Origin of the sequence: Anaeromyxobacter sp. Fw109-5 (assembly GCF_000017505.1) — a bacterium.
GTDB lineage: Bacteria > Myxococcota > Myxococcia > Myxococcales > Anaeromyxobacteraceae > Anaeromyxobacter.
The window spans coordinates 1,272,701-1,286,400 of the sequence record NC_009675.1 but is presented as its reverse complement, the minus strand read 5'-3'; the positions used below and the strand labels follow the sequence as shown (position 1 = coordinate 1,286,400).

Below are 13,700 nucleotides of genomic sequence, written 5' to 3'. Positions count from 1 at the left end.
GGGTTCACGCGGGGGTGGGGACCGCTCCGGCGCGCTCGTCCAGGATGTCCCGGATGCGGGAGATGAGCCGGTCCATGTCGAGGGGCTTCGAGAAGTAGTCGATGGCGCCGGCGGCGATGCCGCTCCGCTCGTCCTCCGCGCTCTTCCGGGCGGAGATGAAGATGACGGGGATGTCCCCGAAGGTCGGGTTCTTCTTGATGGCGCGGCAGAGCTCGAAGCCGTCGATCCAGCTCATCATCACGTCGAGCAGGATCACGTCCGGCCGGTCCACGTGCATGGCCGAGATGAGCCGCAGCCCGTTGGCCGCCTGGCCCACGTCGAACCCCTCCAGCTCGAGCGCGAGCGTGAGCATCTCGCGCGTGTCGCGGTCGTCGTCGACGATGATGACCTTGGGCTTCTTCATGCGCTCTTGGGCCGGCATCGGTCGTCAGGATCTCCGGCCGGCCTCTGGCTCGAACGCCACCGCCTCGTCCTCGCCGTCCGCGGAGCGCACGAGCAGCTCCACGCGGCGCTCCGCGTCGTCGAGCTTGCGGGACGCGTCCTTCGCCAGCCGCACGCCCTCCGCGAACTTCTCGATGGACTGCTCCAGCGTGAGCTGGCCGGACTCGAGCTCCGCGACGACGCGCTCGAGCCTCGTCACCAGCGCGTCGTAAGACTCCTCTGCCGGGGACTCCACTTGCCGCTCGCTCGCCTGGCTCACGCGACCTCCGGTGCTCCTAATTAACGACGCCGCGAAAGGGGGTCAACGCCCGCCCCCGCCGGAGCCGCCGGCGTCGTCCCCCCGCGCGGGCACCGTCCGCCCCGGCAGCGGGTCATCGCCGGCGTCCCGGGCGGTGGCCCGGGCGTCGAGCCAGCCCTCGCCGAGGACGATGCGCAGGGCGTCCCCCTCCGCCACCTGCCCGCTGCGCGAGATCACGTGGCCGTCGCGCAGCACGAGCGAGAAGCCGCGGGCCAGGAGCTTCGCCATGTTCGCGGGCTCGAGCCTGCCCTCGAGGCGCTGCAGGCGCAGCGTCTCCCTGCGGAACGTGGCCGCCTGCCAGGCGCCGAGGCGCCGGGCGCTCGCCTCCATGCGCAGCCGGACCTCACGGACGCGCCGGCGCGGCTCCAGGCGGGCCAGGCGCGCGCGCAGCGGGTCGAGCCGCGTCCGCCGTGCGCGGAGCGGATCGCGCGCGGCGGCCGCCGCGGCGTGCAGCAGGTCGTCCACCCTGTGCCGCGCGCCGGAGAGGACGCGCGCGGGATCCTCGAGCTCGGCGCGGAGCGCGCGCAGCTCGCGCCGGCGGAGCTCCAGGGCGCCCTCCCACGTGCGTTCCAGCCGGCCGCGGAGCGCGGAGAGCCGCGCGACGAGCTCGTCGCGGACGGGCGCGACGAGCTGCGCGGCGTGGGTCGGCGTGGCCGCGCGCACGTCGGCGACGAGATCCGCGACGGTCACGTCCACCTCGTGCCCGACCGCCGACACGACGGGGACCGGGCACGCGGCGATCGCGCGGGCGAGCCGCTCGTCGTCGAAGGCGCCGAGCTCCTCCTGCGAGCCGCCCCCGCGGGTGACCACGATGACGTCGACGCCGGCCCGGCAGAGCGCCCGGACGGCCGAGACCACGGTCGAGGCGGCGCCGTCGCCCTGCACCCGGCACGGAGCGACGAGGACGGGCATCGAGGGGAAGCGCGTGTGGAGGACGCGCAGGAAGTCCCGCACGGCCGCGCCGGTCGGGCTGGTGGCCACGCCGATGCGCCGCGGAAGGAAGGGCAGCTGCCGCTTGCGGGCCGGGGCGAGCAGGCCGTCCGCCTGGAGGCGCTCCTTCACCTGCTGCAGCAGGAGGGCGGCGGCGCCCGCGCCGCGCGGCTCGAGCTCCTGCACGATGAGCTGGTACTTGCCGTGCGGCGCGTAGATCTCGACGAACCCGCGCGCGAGGACCTCCTGCCCTTCGGCGACGGCGAACTTGACCCGCCGCGCCTGCGACGCCCAGACGACGGCGCCGATGAGGCCGTCGGCGTCCTTCAGCGAGAAGTACACGTGGCCGCTCGCCTGGCGGCGCAGGTTCGCCACCTCGCCGGCCACCCACACGTCGCGGAACTTCGGCTCCACCGCGTTCTTGAGGGCGCGGGTGAGCTCGCCGACGGACCACGGGCGCGGCAGCTCGCGCGCGGCGAAGAGATCGCCGGTGGTCCCGGGCTCCGGGCGGCGGAGGCGGCTCATCGGCGGCGCCCTCGCGCGCGGGCGCGATCGGCGCCCCGCGGGCGCGCCGCCGCCGCGGCCGGCACGCGGCGCCGGGCGCGCTCCACCTCCGCCGGGGCGGCCTCGGCCAGCGCGACGAGCCGCGCGAGCAGCACGTCCACCTCGCGCTGCTCCCGGATCCGCCACGGGGCGAGCGACTGCCCGGAGCCGACGTGCACGCCGAACACCAGCGGGGCGCCGACCGCGAAGGCGTCCTCGTCGGTGACGTCGTCGCCGGCGTACAGCGCGGCGTCGCAGCCGAGGCGGGAGAGGAGCGCGCGCACGGCGTCGCCCTTCGAGGGGAAGTCGTGCGGCAGGACGTTCAGGACCTTCTTGCCGGCGATGAGGCGCGTCCCCTCCAGCTGGTTCGCGGCCTCGTACACGGCGCGCTCCGAGACGCGCCAGGTGCGCGCCAGCCCGTAGTGGATCGCGAGCGTGGAGCGCTTGTCCTCGAAGTGGATGCCGGGGACGCCGTCGAGCGCAGCCTCGAGCCTGCGCCGCCAGCCGCGGACGCGGCGCAGGACGCGCTCGGGCACGGCGACCGGCTCCCCGAGCTCGAAGCCGTGGTTGCCGACCACGAGGGGGACCGCGTCGCCGACGAAGCGCTCCACGTCCCGCCACGCGCGCCCGGAGACCACGGCCACCGGATAGAGCTCCGCGAGCCGCCGAAGCAGCCGCCGCGTGGTCGGGCGCATGGGGGCGCCGTGCGGGTCGCGCACGACGGGGGCGAGCACGCCGTCGTAGTCGAACGCGAGGAGCACCCTCGCCGGTGTGTTCTCGTCGACGAAGCGCGCGAGCGCGGCGCGGTGCCGGGGGTGGAGAAGATCCTTCATCGGCGGGGCGAGACGGCGAGGGGAGCATAACACCCGGCGCGCACCGCTCGCCCGCCTTTCCCGGGCGGCGACGGGGCGCCGGCGCGCGACGGCGCTAGGCCGCCGGCCGGCCCGCGGCGAGCCCCGTGCGGGCGACGTCCGCGAGCGCCGCGATGAAGTCCGGCCGCGTCCCGAGGGCCGGGACCCGCACGTACGCGGTCGCCCCGCCCGTGAGCGCGGCCTCCTTCGCGAGCACGTCGAGGTCGTAGAGGGTCTCGAGGTGCTCGGAGACGAAGGCGATGGGGACGGTCACGACGGCGCGCCCGCGGGCGTTCGCCTCGAGGAACTCGACCGTGTCCGGGCCGAGCCACTTCGCGGGCCCGACCCGGCTCTGGTAGGTGACCCGGAACTCCTGCGCCCCGGCCCGGCGGGCGGTCTCGCGCGCCGAGTGCTCGATGTAGCCCGGGTACGGATCCCCCTTGCGCACCTGGCTCATCGGGAGGCCGTGCGCGCTGAACACCACGAGCGCCGAGGCGCGGTCGGAGGCGGGCAGCGCCTCGAGCGTCTCCCGCAGCGCGGCCGCGGAGGCGTCGAGGTAGCCCTCGTGATCGTGCCAGGTGCAGATCTCGGCGAGCGGCAGCTCCCCCGGCCAGACCCGGCGGAGCTCGACCAGCGAGCTCCGGGTGGTGGCGTTCGCGTACTGCGGGTAGAGGGGGAGCGCCACCGCGCGCGTGGCCCCGGCGGCGAGCGCCTCACGCACGCCCTCCTCCGTGCTCGGGTGCCCGCAGCGCATGGCGAGGTGGCACGACCAGCCCGGCCCGAGCGCGCGCTGCAGGGCGCGGGCCTGCGCCTCCGTCCCCTCGACGATGGGGGACTTCCCGCCGATGAGCGCGTACTTCTCGGCGGAGGACGGGGCCCGCAGCCGCGAGATGAGCCTCGCGACGAGCGGGCGGAACGGCCCGAACGGCGCGGTGATGAGGAGCGGATCCGAGAAGAGCTCGTACAGGTACGGCTCGACCTCCTCGAGGCTCCGCGGCCCGCCCAGGTTCATGAGGAAGACGGCAGTATGGTCCATAAGGCCGCTCATCCCGAGCGCAGCGCGCCACGCAGGGGCGCGCGAAGTCGAGGGACGGTGTGTTCCATGGATCCGCTCGGTCCGGGCTCCGGGCCCCCCGGTGGGCGTTCCCGGAGTCGAGGGGGCGCTAGACCGTCCGCGAGAAGGTGGGCCGCTTCTCGCCGGCGTGCTTCCCGAGGTACGCGTCGAACAGCATGGCCACGTTCCTCACGAGGAGCTGGCCGAGGGGCGTGACCCGCAGCAGCTCGCCGTCGAACGTGACGAGCCCGTCGCCCTGCAGCTCCTCCACGCCCTTCGCGAGGTCAGCCTCGATCGTCTTGCGAGCGGCCGGGCCGAACTTCTCGGCGACCTCGCGCAGGTCGAGCTTGAGCAGGCACATGACCCGGTTGATGACGAAGCGGCGCATGACGTCGTCGGCGGTGACCGAGGCGCCGCGCTCCACGGGGATGACGCCCTGGGCGACCTTCTCGCCCCAGTCCTTGAGCTTGTGCGCGTTCTGGGCGTAAGCGCCGCCGATGTCCGAGATCGACGTCATCCCGAACGCGACGGTGTCCGCCGCCGGCCGCACCGTGTACCCCTGGAAGTTCCGGTACAGGTAGCCGGCGTCCTGCGCGCGGGTGAGCTCGTCCGACTCGAGCGCGAAGTGGTCGAGCCCGATGAGGCGGTAGCCGCCCGAGGTGAACGCCTCCACCGCCTGCAGGAACAGCTCGACGCGCTGCTCGGTCTTGGGGAGCGCCTCCTGCGGGAGGAGCCGCTGGTGCGGCTTCGACCACGGGACGTACGCGAACCCGAACACCGCCAGGCGATCGGGGTGGATCTGCAGGATGAGGTCGAGGGTCTTCTGCCAGGTGTCCCGGGACTGGAAGGGCAGCCCGTAGATGAGGTCGAGGTTCACCCCGTGGAAGCCGGCGTCGCGCGCCGCCTGCACGAGCTCGGCGGTCTCCTTCACGCCCTGGATGCGGCCGACCGTCTCCTGGACGTGGGGATCGAAGTCCTGCACCCCCATCGAGATCCGGTTGAAGCCGAGCCTCGCCAGCGTCTCGATCTGCGAGCGCGTGGTGATGGCGGGGTCGATCTCGATGGCCTTCTCGCCGTCCTTCGCGAAGTCGAAGTGGCGCGCCAGGAGGGCGTGGCACTGCTCGAGCTGCCGCTCGTCGAGGAAGGTGGGCGTCCCGCCGCCCCAGTGGAGCTGCGTGACGGTGCGGCGCCGGGGCAGGCGCTTCGCGACGAGCTCGACCTCCTTCTCGAGGAGCTCGAGGTAGGACTCGGCGCGGGTCCGGTCGTGCGTCGCGATGACGTTGCAGCCGCAGAAGCGGCACATCTCGCGGCAGAACGGGAGGTGGACGTAGATCGAGAGCGGCCCGCCCTCCGCGTCCGCGCGCGCGAGGTGCTCCTCGTAGTCCTTCGGCCCGAAGGCGTCCGACCACTCCGGCGCGGTGGGGTAGCTGGTGTAGCGCGGGCCGGGGCGATCGTACTTCTTGATGAGCTCCCAGGACGGGATCTGGATCACGTCTTTCCTCACTTCCAGGCGAAGGCGTGGACCGCGTCCACGACGGCCTTCACGGTCTCGGTCGGCGTACCGGGCTGGATGCCGTGGCCGAGGTTGAAGATGTAGCCGGGCTCCCGGCCCGCCGCCCGCACGATGGACAGCGCGCGCTCGACCGCGACCTCCTTCGGCCCGAGGAGGACGGTGGAGTCCATGTTGCCCTGGATGGCGACGCCGGGCGCGCGGCGGCGCGCCTCGTCGATGGGGATGCGCCAGTCCACGGAGACGACGTCGTAGCCGAGCTTCGAGATCGGCTCGAGGTGGGCCGTCGTCCCGGTCGAGAAGAAGATCGACGGCACGCCCGTGCGCTTCACGGCCTCCGCGATGCGCGCGAGGTACGGGAACGCGAACTCCTCGAGGTCGGCGCGGTCGAGCTCGCCGAGCCAGCTCTCGAAGATCTGCGCGGCCTGCGCGCCGGCCGCGATCTGCTCCTCGATCTGCACGATCGCCGCCTGGGTGAGCTTCTCGAAGAGCGCGTGCGCCGTGCGCGGCTCTGCGTACAGCATCGTCTTCAGGCGCGTGAAGCCCTGGCTGCCGCCCTCCACCGCGTAGCTCGCGACGGTGAACGGGCCGCCCACGAAGCCGATGAGCGGCACGCGGTCCCGGAGGGCGGCGCGGATGGCGCGCACGCCGTCGAGCACGTAGGGCAGGTCCTTCTTCGGCGCGGGGACCTTCAGCGCGTCCACGTCCGCGCGCGTGCGGACCGGGTTCGCGATCTTCGGGCCGCCGTCCCCCTTGCCCTTCTCGCCCTTCTCGAAGGAGAGGTCGAGCCCCATCGCCGGGAGGTGGACGAGGATGTCGGAGAACAGGATGGCGGCGTCGAAGCCGAACTCGTCGATGGGCGCGACCGTCACCTGCGCGATGAGCTCCGGCGAGCGGCACAGCTCCAGGAAGCCGACGTTCGCGCGGACGGCGCGGTAGGACGGCTGGTAGCGTCCGGCCTGGCGCATCATCCAGACGGGCAGACGATCGACGGGCTGCTTTCGGCAGGCTTCGAGGAATCTGTGGGTCATGGGGGGCGCCATGTTAGTCGACTTCGCCCATCCGGAACACGGGTGAGACACCCCGTTCTTCCCCCCGGCACGCTGCCTGCCTCGGGCCGGTCCATCCATCGCGACGTGGAAGTCCCGCGGAGCGGGGCCGGAGTCGGGGGAGCGGTCGAGCCCAGGGCCTAATGCCGCGTCGCGGCGAACGCGGCGAGCACCGCCCCCAGCGCCACCATGCCGAGGCCGTAGGCGACCAGCATCGCGCCCGCCGTCCGGGCCCGCCCGCCCTCCAGGTGTCGCCCCTGCACGTAGATGCGCTGACGGCGGAGCGCGGCGATCCCCTTCGCGACGACGAAGAGGCCGGGGATCGCGAGGAGGGCGGCGGCGAGGACGAGGAGGGCGCGGGCCATGGTCTGCGGGCTCCTCAGTGGACGAGCGCCGCGACGGCGCGGGCGGCGCTCACGGAGGTCACCCGCACGGCCTTGCGGCGGCCGGTCTCGCCGCGCACGAGGACGACGTCCTGCTTCCTGACCTCGAGGGCCTCCGCGAGGAACTCCACGAGGGCGGCGTTGGCCGCGCCGTCCACCGGCGGCGCCGCGAGCTGGATCTTGAGCCGCCCGCCGTGCTCGCCGAGGACCCGCGTGCGCGACGCGCGCGGCTGGACGAGGAGCTCGAGCACCACCCCGCCCGCCTCGTCCCGCGCCCAGCTCACCCTGCGATCCCCATCAGCACGATCCTGGCCTTGTCGGCGCGCGCGACCATGCGCTCGAGGTCCATCACGAGGGTGGCGCCCGCCTCCACCGCGAGCACCCGCCCGCCCGCCTCGCGCAGCGTGTCCACCGTGTCGGGCCCGACGGCGGGCAGGTCGAAGCGCCGGTCCTGGTTCGGCTTCACCGCCTTCGCCACCACGAACCCGCCCGAGCGCGCCAGCTCGCCGCCGCGCCGGATGCAGGCGTCGGTGCCCTCCAGCGCCTCGACGGCGAGCGCGACGCGCTCCTTCACGACGACGGTCTGGCCGAGATCGAGCCGCCCGATGCCGCGCGCGAGCTCGAGGCCGTAGGCCGCGTCGGCGCGCTCCTCGTCGGTCGGCTGGTGCCGCCCCAGCACGCCCTCCGGCGCGAGCCGGTCCCGCAGGTACGGCGTGGGATCGGTGATGGGCACGCCCTCCTCTTCGAGGAAGCGCGCCATCGCGCGGAGCAGGTTGTCGTCGGAGCGGATCCCGACGCGCGCGAGGACGCGCAGCCCGGTCGCGTCGAGCATGGCGTCGGTGAAGAAGCGCTTCTTCGTGATCGCGCCGAGCATCACGCTCTGCGTGGCGCCCCCCGCGCGCAGCGCGTCGAGGATGTGTCCGACCTGCCCGAGCTTCACCCAGGTGAGCGCGTCCACCGCCCCCTCGAGCGCCGGATCGGTCTCGCTGCGGTGCGCGACGGCGACGACCCGGTGGCCCGCGCGGCGGGCGCTCTCCGCGAACAGGATGGGGAACCGCCCGCCCCCCGCGATGAGGCCGATGGTGGCCATGGCCATCTCTAAACGGGGGCTGCGCCCCCGCCCCGCCGAGCGAAGCTCGTCGGGGCCCCACCCCGGCTCGCCGGGTCCCGTGCACCACCGCGCGCGGCTTCGCCGCCATCGCGGTGGCGCCCCGGCGGGCTCGCTTCGCTCGTCGATTGTTTGCGAATCATGGGTTGGTCGTTTACCGCGTGATGCCGCGCTGGGTGCCCTTCAGGAAGCGGACGAAGTGCGCCACGTCCTCGTGCATCCCCAGCTCCGCCTCCACCTGCGCGATCGCCTCGGCGAGCCCCAGGTTGGAGCGGAACACGATCTTGTAGGCCTGCTTCACGCGGCCGATGCGCTCCTCGCTCAGCCCGGCGCGCTGCATCCCCACGGCGTTCAGGCCCGCGAGCTCGGCGCGGGGGCCGGCGACGGTGCAGAACGGCGGGACGTCCATCGTGACGCCGGTGAGGCCGGAGACGAAGGCGAGCCGGCCGATGCGGCAGAACTGGTGCGCGGCCGCGAGGCCGCTGAAGTGGACGTGGTCCTCGAGCTCGACGTGCCCGGCGAGCGCCACCGAGTTCGCGATGATCGCGCCGTCGCCGATCACGCAGTCGTGGCCGACGTGGCTGTTCGCCATGAACAGGCAGCCCGAGCCGATGCGCGTGACCCCGCCGCCCTGGACCGTGCCCGTGCTGATGGTGACGCCCTCGCGGAACGTGTTCCGGTCGCCCACGACGAGCTCGGTCGGCTCGCCCCGGTACTTGAGGTCCTGCGGCACCTCGCCCACGACCGCGTGGGGGAAGATCCGGTTGCCCTCGCCGAGGGTGGTGCGCCCCGCGAGGACGGCGTGCGGGCCCACGACGGTGCGCGGGCCCACGCGCACGTGCGGCCCGACGACCGCGAGCGCGCCGATCTCGGCGGACGGATCGACCTGGGCGCCCGGCTCGACGACGGCGGTGGGGTGGATGGCCATCTCGCTCCCTCCGTCCTGTTACTCCTGCTCGCGGTCGGCGAGCATCGCCATGAAGTCCGCCTCGGCGACGGTCTGCCCGTCCACGATCGCGGTCCCCTTCTGCCGCCAGATGGCGCCCTTGCGCTTCACCACCTCGACGTGCAGCTCGAGCCGGTCGCCCGGCACCACCGGGCGGCGGAACTTCGCGCCGTCGATGGACATGAGGTAGGTGATCTTCTCGTCCACGTCCTCGTCCGGGCCCATCGACTTGACCGCGAGGAGCGCGCAGGCCTGCGCGAGCGCCTCGAGGATCAGCACGCCCGGCATCACCGGCTTCCCGGGGAAGTGACCGACGAAGAACGGCTCGTTCATCGTCACCGACTTCCAGGCGACGAGCCGGACGCCCGGCTCGACCGCGACGACCCGGTCGACGAGCAGGAAGGGCGGCCGGTGCGGCAGGATCCGCTGGATCGCCTCGACGTCCATCACCGGGGCGGATGCGCGCTCGGCGCTCATGGCTTCCCCTCCTTGCCGGCGCGCAGCCGGTCGAGCTCGCGGCGGAGCTCCTTCACCTCGCGGCGCAGGTCCGGCAGCTGCCGCAGGGCCGCCTGCGAGCGCAGCCAGTCCGCGTGCGGCTGCGCGGGCGTGCCGCTCACCGTGTCGCCCGCCGCGACGTCGCCCGCGATGCCGGACTGGGCGCCCATCTTCACGCCGTCGCCGATGTTCAGGTGCCCGATGATCCCGACCTGCCCGGCGGCGACCACGCCCATGCCGAGCTTCGTCGAGCCGGCGATGCCGACCTGCGCCACGATGAGGCAGAGCGGCCCGAGCTCCACGTTGTGGCCGAGCTGGACGAGGTTGTCGATCTTGGTGCCGCGCCCCACGCGCGTCGCGCCGAGGGTCGCGCGGTCGATGCAGGCGTTCGCGCCGATCTCCACGTCGTCCTCGACGACGGCGATCCCGGCCTGCGGCACCTTGAAGTGGCGCGGCCCGTGCCCCTCGCCGTCCGGATCGAAGGCGAAGCCGAAGCCGTCCGAGCCGATGACGCAGCCGGGCTGCAGGATGACGCGGTTCCCCACCACGCAGCGCTCGCGGATCACGACGTTCGGGTACAGCAGGCAGTCCTCGCCGACGCGCGCGCCCTCGCAGACGTGCACGCCGGGGTGGACGATGGTGCGCGCGCCGATCACGGCGTCGGGGCCGATCGAGGCGAGCGGCATCACCTGCGCGCTCGGGTGCACCCGCGCGCTCGGGTGGATGACCGCCTCGGGGGCGATCTCGGGGAGCGGCTCCTGGGGCGGGTGGAAGAGGGTCGAGATCTTGGCGAACGCGAGGTAGGCGTTCCGTGCCCGCAGCACCGTCCGGCCCGCAGGGATCTCGGCGTCCGGCTCCACCACCACCACGCCGGCCCGCGAGGCCTCGAAGGCCTTCCGGTACTTCCGGTTCGAGAAGAACGAGACGTCGTGCGGGCCCGCGTCCTCGAGCGGCGCGACGCCCTCCACCACCAGCGCCCCGTCGCCGACGACCTCGCCGCCGACCCGGGAGGCGAGCTCCGCGAGCGTGAACGTCACGGTCACCTCACTTCTTCGCCGGGGCGGCCGGCTTCGCCGCGGCGGGCTTCTTGGCGGCGCCGGCGGGGTACTTCGCGTTGTACTTGCGGATGAGCTCGTTCGTGAGATCGAGCGCCGGGGCCGCGAACACGAGCCCGGAGTCGGTGCGCTCCAGCACCATCGTGAACCCGTCGGCCTCGGCGATCCCGCGCACGATGGCGGCCATCTTGTCGAAGATGCCGCGCGTCACCTCGCGCTCGCGCTCGGACAGGTCCTTCTGGAGCTGTCCCCAGAACTGCTGCAGGTCGTTCGCCTTGCGGTCGAGCTCCGCGGCCTTGTCGCGCCGCGCCTGCTCGGCCATCACGACCGCCTGCTTCTCGAACTCCTGGCGCAGCTTGTCGAACTCGGCCTTCTTCGCGTCGAGCTGCTTCTGCTTCTCGTCGAAGTCCTTCTTGAGGGTGGCCTTGGCGGACTTGCCCTCCTCGATCTCGTTCAGGGCGCGCTGCAGGTCCACGAAGCCGAGCTTGGTCTCGGCGCGGGCGGCGGTGGACGCCAGGAGGGCGAGGACGGCGGTGAGGCGCAGGGCGAGTCGCATCGGGTGCTCCTTTCCTTCGGCGATCAGAAGAAGTTGCCGATCGTGAACTGGAAGTCGACGGCCTGATCGATGTAGTCGCCCCCGTTCACGGGATCCTCGCGGCGGCGGTCGAGGGGGATGCCCCACTCGAACCGGAGCGGGCCGATCGGGCTCTGCCAGCGGAAGCCGAAGCCGACCGACTTGTAGAGCGAGTACGGCACGTTCGGGTCGCTGAACTCGCCGGGGGCGAAGGCGTTCCCGAAGTCGCTGAACACGACGCCGCGCACGCCGACCGCCTTGAAGAGCGGGAACTCGAGCTCGAGGTTCAGGACCACCTGCTTGTCGCCGCCGACGTAGAGGGCGCCGCGCCGCGCGCTGGGATCCTGCCAGGTCGGCACGAACTCCACGGGGGAGATGGACAGGTAGCGGTAGCCGCGCACGGAGTTGATGCCGCCGACGTAGTACTTCTCGGAGATCGGGACCCGATGCTGGGAGTCCCAGTCGCGGATGTAGCCGAGCGTCAGCTTGGCGCGGCCCACCAGCCCCAGCCAGATGGGCCGGTACGCCCGCGCGTCGACGGCGTACCGCGTGAAGAGGATCACGTCGCCGAAGAGCGACTCGGGCGCGAGGAGCGGCGGCGCCACCTCGGCGCTGCCGGACAGGAAGAAGCCCCGCGTCGGGAAGAGCCGGTTGTCGCGGCGGTCCCACTGGAGGGACAGGCGCAGCGCGCTGGTCGTGCCGTCCTTGAACTGCTGGACGGATTGCGCCGCGAGCCCCGACGCGCTCACGTCCACGCGCTCGTTCGTGTACGTCGCGAAGAGCCGCATGTCCTCGAGGTGGCGGGCGAACGACCAGTAGGGCGCGAGGCCGTTCAGCTCGTAGCCCCACGTCATCGAGCCGCCGACCGCGCGCCGCGTGAACGTGGTGTAGATGCCCTCGGTCGCGTACAGGTCGAAGGCGAAGGTCCACTTCGTGTCGAGGAAGTACGGCTCGACGAACTGGATCTGCCCGAGCTGGCGGACGGAGGACCACTGCACCTGCAGGGAGAGCGTCTGCCCCCACCCGAAGAAGTTGTTCTGCGAGATCTGCCCGGTGAGGATGAAGTTCTCGTACGACGAGAACCCGGCCCCGACCTGGAAGGTGCCGGTGGCGCGCTCCTTCACCTCGACGACGGCGACGATGGTGTCCTCGGAGCTGCCCTGCTTCGTCGTGATGTCGACGGTCTCGAAGAAGCCGAGGGCGTTCACGCGCTGGCGGGAGGCGCGCAGGCCGGTGCCCGAGTACAGCTCGCCCTCGTAGATGCGCAGCTCGCGGCGGATGACCTTGTCGCGCGTCTTGTCGTTGCCGATGATGTCGATGCGCTCGAAGCGGACCTTCGGCCCCGGCTGGATCTCGTAGGTGAGATCGAGGGTGCGCGCGGCCGGGTCGGTCTGCGTCAGCGGGGTGACGTTCGCGTAGGCGTACCCCAGGTCGCGGAACACGTCCCCGACGGCGAACAGGTCCTGCTGGATCTTGGAGCGCGAGAAGATCTCGCCCTGCTTGGCGCGCACGATGCGGCGCAGCGCCGGCTCGCGATCGAGGAGCTGGCCGGTGAAGGCGATGCTGCCGATCTTGTACTGCTCGCCCTCCTCGACCGGGATGGTGATGTGCAGGAACCGCTTGTCGGGCGAGAGCGCGATGGACGGGTTCCCGACCTTCACGTTCACGTAGCCGCGGTCGAGGTAGACGGCCTGGACGCCCTGGAGGTCGTGCTGGAACGCCTCCTCCCGGTACGTGCCCATCGAGCTCAGCAGGGAGAGGTACCCGCCGGGCCGCGTCTGCATGACCGCGAGGAGCTCGCCGTCCGCCACGTGCGCGTTGCCGAGGAAGCGCACCTCCTTCACCTGCACCTTCGCGCGCTCGTCGATGACGTAGACGACGTCGACCTGGTTGTCGGGCCGCTCGTCGATGCGGTGCGTGACCTCGGCGAGGTAGTAGCCCTTCTCGGCGTACTTCTCCTTGATCTTCTTCACGTCCTTGCGGACGGCCACGAGATCGAGGATCGAGAACGCCTTCAGCTCGACGGTGTCCTTGAGGTCGTCCTTGGACAGCTCGTCGTTCCCCTCGATGCGCGTCTCGCGGACGGTGGGGCGCTCCGTCACCCGGTACACGAGGACGGGCGCGTCGGGCGTGCCCTGCAGCTCGACGACGACGTCCGAGAAGAAGCCGAGCTTCATCACCGCCCGGATGTCCTTGGCGACGCCGCGCGGGTCGAGGGGCTGCCCCTTGCGCTGCGTGATCGCGCTCCGGATCGCGTCCACCTCGACGCGCCGGTTCCCCTCGATCTTGACGTCGGCGACGGTGGCGCCCTGCGCGGCCACGGCGGGCGGCGGCGCGTCCTGAGCGGTCGCGAGGACCGGGAAGAGGACGGCACCGCTGGCGATGAGGAGCGCGGCGAGCGCGGCCGCGTGGTCGGTCGGTCCCTTCACGGAGCCGCGGAATCTAAACCGATGCCCCGAAAAG

15 protein-coding genes are annotated in these 13,700 nt (G+C 72.5%); all 15 read right to left on the bottom strand.

The window, feature by feature from the left end; all coding sequences use genetic code 11:
* Positions 1 to 4 precede the first annotated feature (4 nt).
* Complete coding sequence (locus ANAE109_RS05770) at positions 5 to 403, bottom strand: PleD family two-component system response regulator (RefSeq protein WP_041448146.1); 399 nt, start codon at positions 401 to 403, stop codon at positions 5 to 7.
* Positions 404 to 427: 24 nt separating this feature from the next.
* Positions 428 to 700, bottom strand: a complete 273-nt coding sequence (xseB, locus tag ANAE109_RS05765; protein ID WP_011985447.1) for an exodeoxyribonuclease VII small subunit — start codon at positions 698 to 700, stop codon at positions 428 to 430.
* A 42-nt stretch (positions 701 to 742) separates the two neighbouring features.
* The gene (gene xseA / locus ANAE109_RS05760; protein WP_011985446.1) at positions 743 to 2,194 is read right to left on the bottom strand and encodes an exodeoxyribonuclease VII large subunit; all 1,452 of its coding nucleotides are present in this window, start codon (positions 2,192 to 2,194) and stop codon (positions 743 to 745) included.
* Entirely contained in the window at positions 2,191 to 3,045 is an 855-nt protein-coding gene (gene otsB, locus ANAE109_RS05755) for a trehalose-phosphatase (protein WP_011985445.1), read from the bottom strand. The genes xseA and otsB overlap by 4 nt, the downstream gene beginning before the upstream one ends.
* Positions 3,046 to 3,139: 94 nt before the next feature.
* A complete protein-coding gene (gene hemH / locus ANAE109_RS05750) occupies positions 3,140 to 4,099 on the bottom strand; it encodes a ferrochelatase (RefSeq protein WP_011985444.1) in 960 nt (319 codons plus the stop codon).
* A gap of 127 nt (positions 4,100 to 4,226) precedes the next feature.
* Positions 4,227 to 5,609 (bottom strand): oxygen-independent coproporphyrinogen III oxidase, encoded by a 1,383-nt coding sequence (hemN, locus tag ANAE109_RS05745; protein ID WP_011985443.1) that lies wholly within the window; start codon positions 5,607 to 5,609, stop codon positions 4,227 to 4,229.
* Between the two features lie 8 nt (positions 5,610 to 5,617).
* On the bottom strand, positions 5,618 to 6,658 hold the full coding sequence (gene hemE, locus ANAE109_RS05740) for a uroporphyrinogen decarboxylase (RefSeq protein WP_234945250.1): 1,041 nt from the start codon (positions 6,656 to 6,658) through the stop codon (positions 5,618 to 5,620).
* Between the two features lie 158 nt (positions 6,659 to 6,816).
* On the bottom strand, positions 6,817 to 7,041 hold the full coding sequence (locus ANAE109_RS05735; protein ID WP_011985441.1) for a hypothetical protein: 225 nt from the start codon (positions 7,039 to 7,041) through the stop codon (positions 6,817 to 6,819).
* Between the two features lie 14 nt (positions 7,042 to 7,055).
* A complete protein-coding gene (locus ANAE109_RS05730; protein ID WP_011985440.1) occupies positions 7,056 to 7,343 on the bottom strand; it encodes a DUF167 family protein in 288 nt (95 codons plus the stop codon).
* The gene (locus ANAE109_RS05725) at positions 7,340 to 8,149 is read right to left on the bottom strand and encodes an LpxI family protein (protein ID WP_041448895.1); all 810 of its coding nucleotides are present in this window, start codon (positions 8,147 to 8,149) and stop codon (positions 7,340 to 7,342) included. The genes ANAE109_RS05730 and ANAE109_RS05725 overlap by 4 nt, the downstream gene beginning before the upstream one ends.
* A 172-nt stretch (positions 8,150 to 8,321) precedes the next feature.
* Positions 8,322 to 9,095, bottom strand: coding sequence for an acyl-ACP--UDP-N-acetylglucosamine O-acyltransferase (gene lpxA / locus ANAE109_RS05720; RefSeq protein WP_011985438.1), 774 nt, complete (start codon positions 9,093 to 9,095; stop codon positions 8,322 to 8,324).
* A gap of 18 nt (positions 9,096 to 9,113) precedes the next feature.
* The gene (gene fabZ / locus ANAE109_RS05715) at positions 9,114 to 9,560 is read right to left on the bottom strand and encodes a 3-hydroxyacyl-ACP dehydratase FabZ (protein WP_041448894.1); all 447 of its coding nucleotides are present in this window, start codon (positions 9,558 to 9,560) and stop codon (positions 9,114 to 9,116) included.
* A 26-nt stretch (positions 9,561 to 9,586) separates the two neighbouring features.
* Positions 9,587 to 10,645, bottom strand: coding sequence for a UDP-3-O-(3-hydroxymyristoyl)glucosamine N-acyltransferase (gene lpxD / locus ANAE109_RS05710; RefSeq protein WP_011985436.1), 1,059 nt, complete (start codon positions 10,643 to 10,645; stop codon positions 9,587 to 9,589).
* Positions 10,646 to 10,652: 7 nt separating this feature from the next.
* On the bottom strand, positions 10,653 to 11,219 hold the full coding sequence (locus tag ANAE109_RS05705) for an OmpH family outer membrane protein (RefSeq protein WP_011985435.1): 567 nt from the start codon (positions 11,217 to 11,219) through the stop codon (positions 10,653 to 10,655).
* 23 nt (positions 11,220 to 11,242) lie between these two features.
* A complete protein-coding gene (gene bamA / locus ANAE109_RS05700) occupies positions 11,243 to 13,666 on the bottom strand; it encodes an outer membrane protein assembly factor BamA (RefSeq protein WP_234945249.1) in 2,424 nt (807 codons plus the stop codon).
* Positions 13,667 to 13,700 lie beyond the last annotated feature (34 nt).

Excerpts from the sequence above, each read along its gene's own strand:
- ANAE109_RS05770 (WP_041448146.1), bottom strand. The coding sequence starts at position 403 with ATGAAGAAGCCCAAGGTCATCATCGTCGACGACGACCGCGACACGCGC.
- xseA (WP_011985446.1), bottom strand. The coding sequence starts at position 2,194 with ATGAGCCGCCTCCGCCGCCCGGAGCCCGGGACCACCGGCGATCTCTTC.
- otsB (WP_011985445.1), bottom strand. The coding sequence starts at position 3,045 with ATGAAGGATCTTCTCCACCCCCGGCACCGCGCCGCGCTCGCGCGCTTC.
- hemH (WP_011985444.1), bottom strand. The coding sequence starts at position 4,099 with ATGGACCATACTGCCGTCTTCCTCATGAACCTGGGCGGGCCGCGGAGC.
- hemE (WP_234945250.1), bottom strand. The coding sequence starts at position 6,658 with ATGACCCACAGATTCCTCGAAGCCTGCCGAAAGCAGCCCGTCGATCGT.
- ANAE109_RS05735 (WP_011985441.1), bottom strand. The coding sequence starts at position 7,041 with ATGGCCCGCGCCCTCCTCGTCCTCGCCGCCGCCCTCCTCGCGATCCCC.
- ANAE109_RS05725 (WP_041448895.1), bottom strand. The coding sequence starts at position 8,149 with ATGGCCACCATCGGCCTCATCGCGGGGGGCGGGCGGTTCCCCATCCTG.
- lpxA (WP_011985438.1), bottom strand. The coding sequence starts at position 9,095 with ATGGCCATCCACCCCACCGCCGTCGTCGAGCCGGGCGCCCAGGTCGAT.
- fabZ (WP_041448894.1), bottom strand. The coding sequence starts at position 9,560 with ATGGACGTCGAGGCGATCCAGCGGATCCTGCCGCACCGGCCGCCCTTC.
- ANAE109_RS05705 (WP_011985435.1), bottom strand. The coding sequence starts at position 11,219 with ATGCGACTCGCCCTGCGCCTCACCGCCGTCCTCGCCCTCCTGGCGTCC.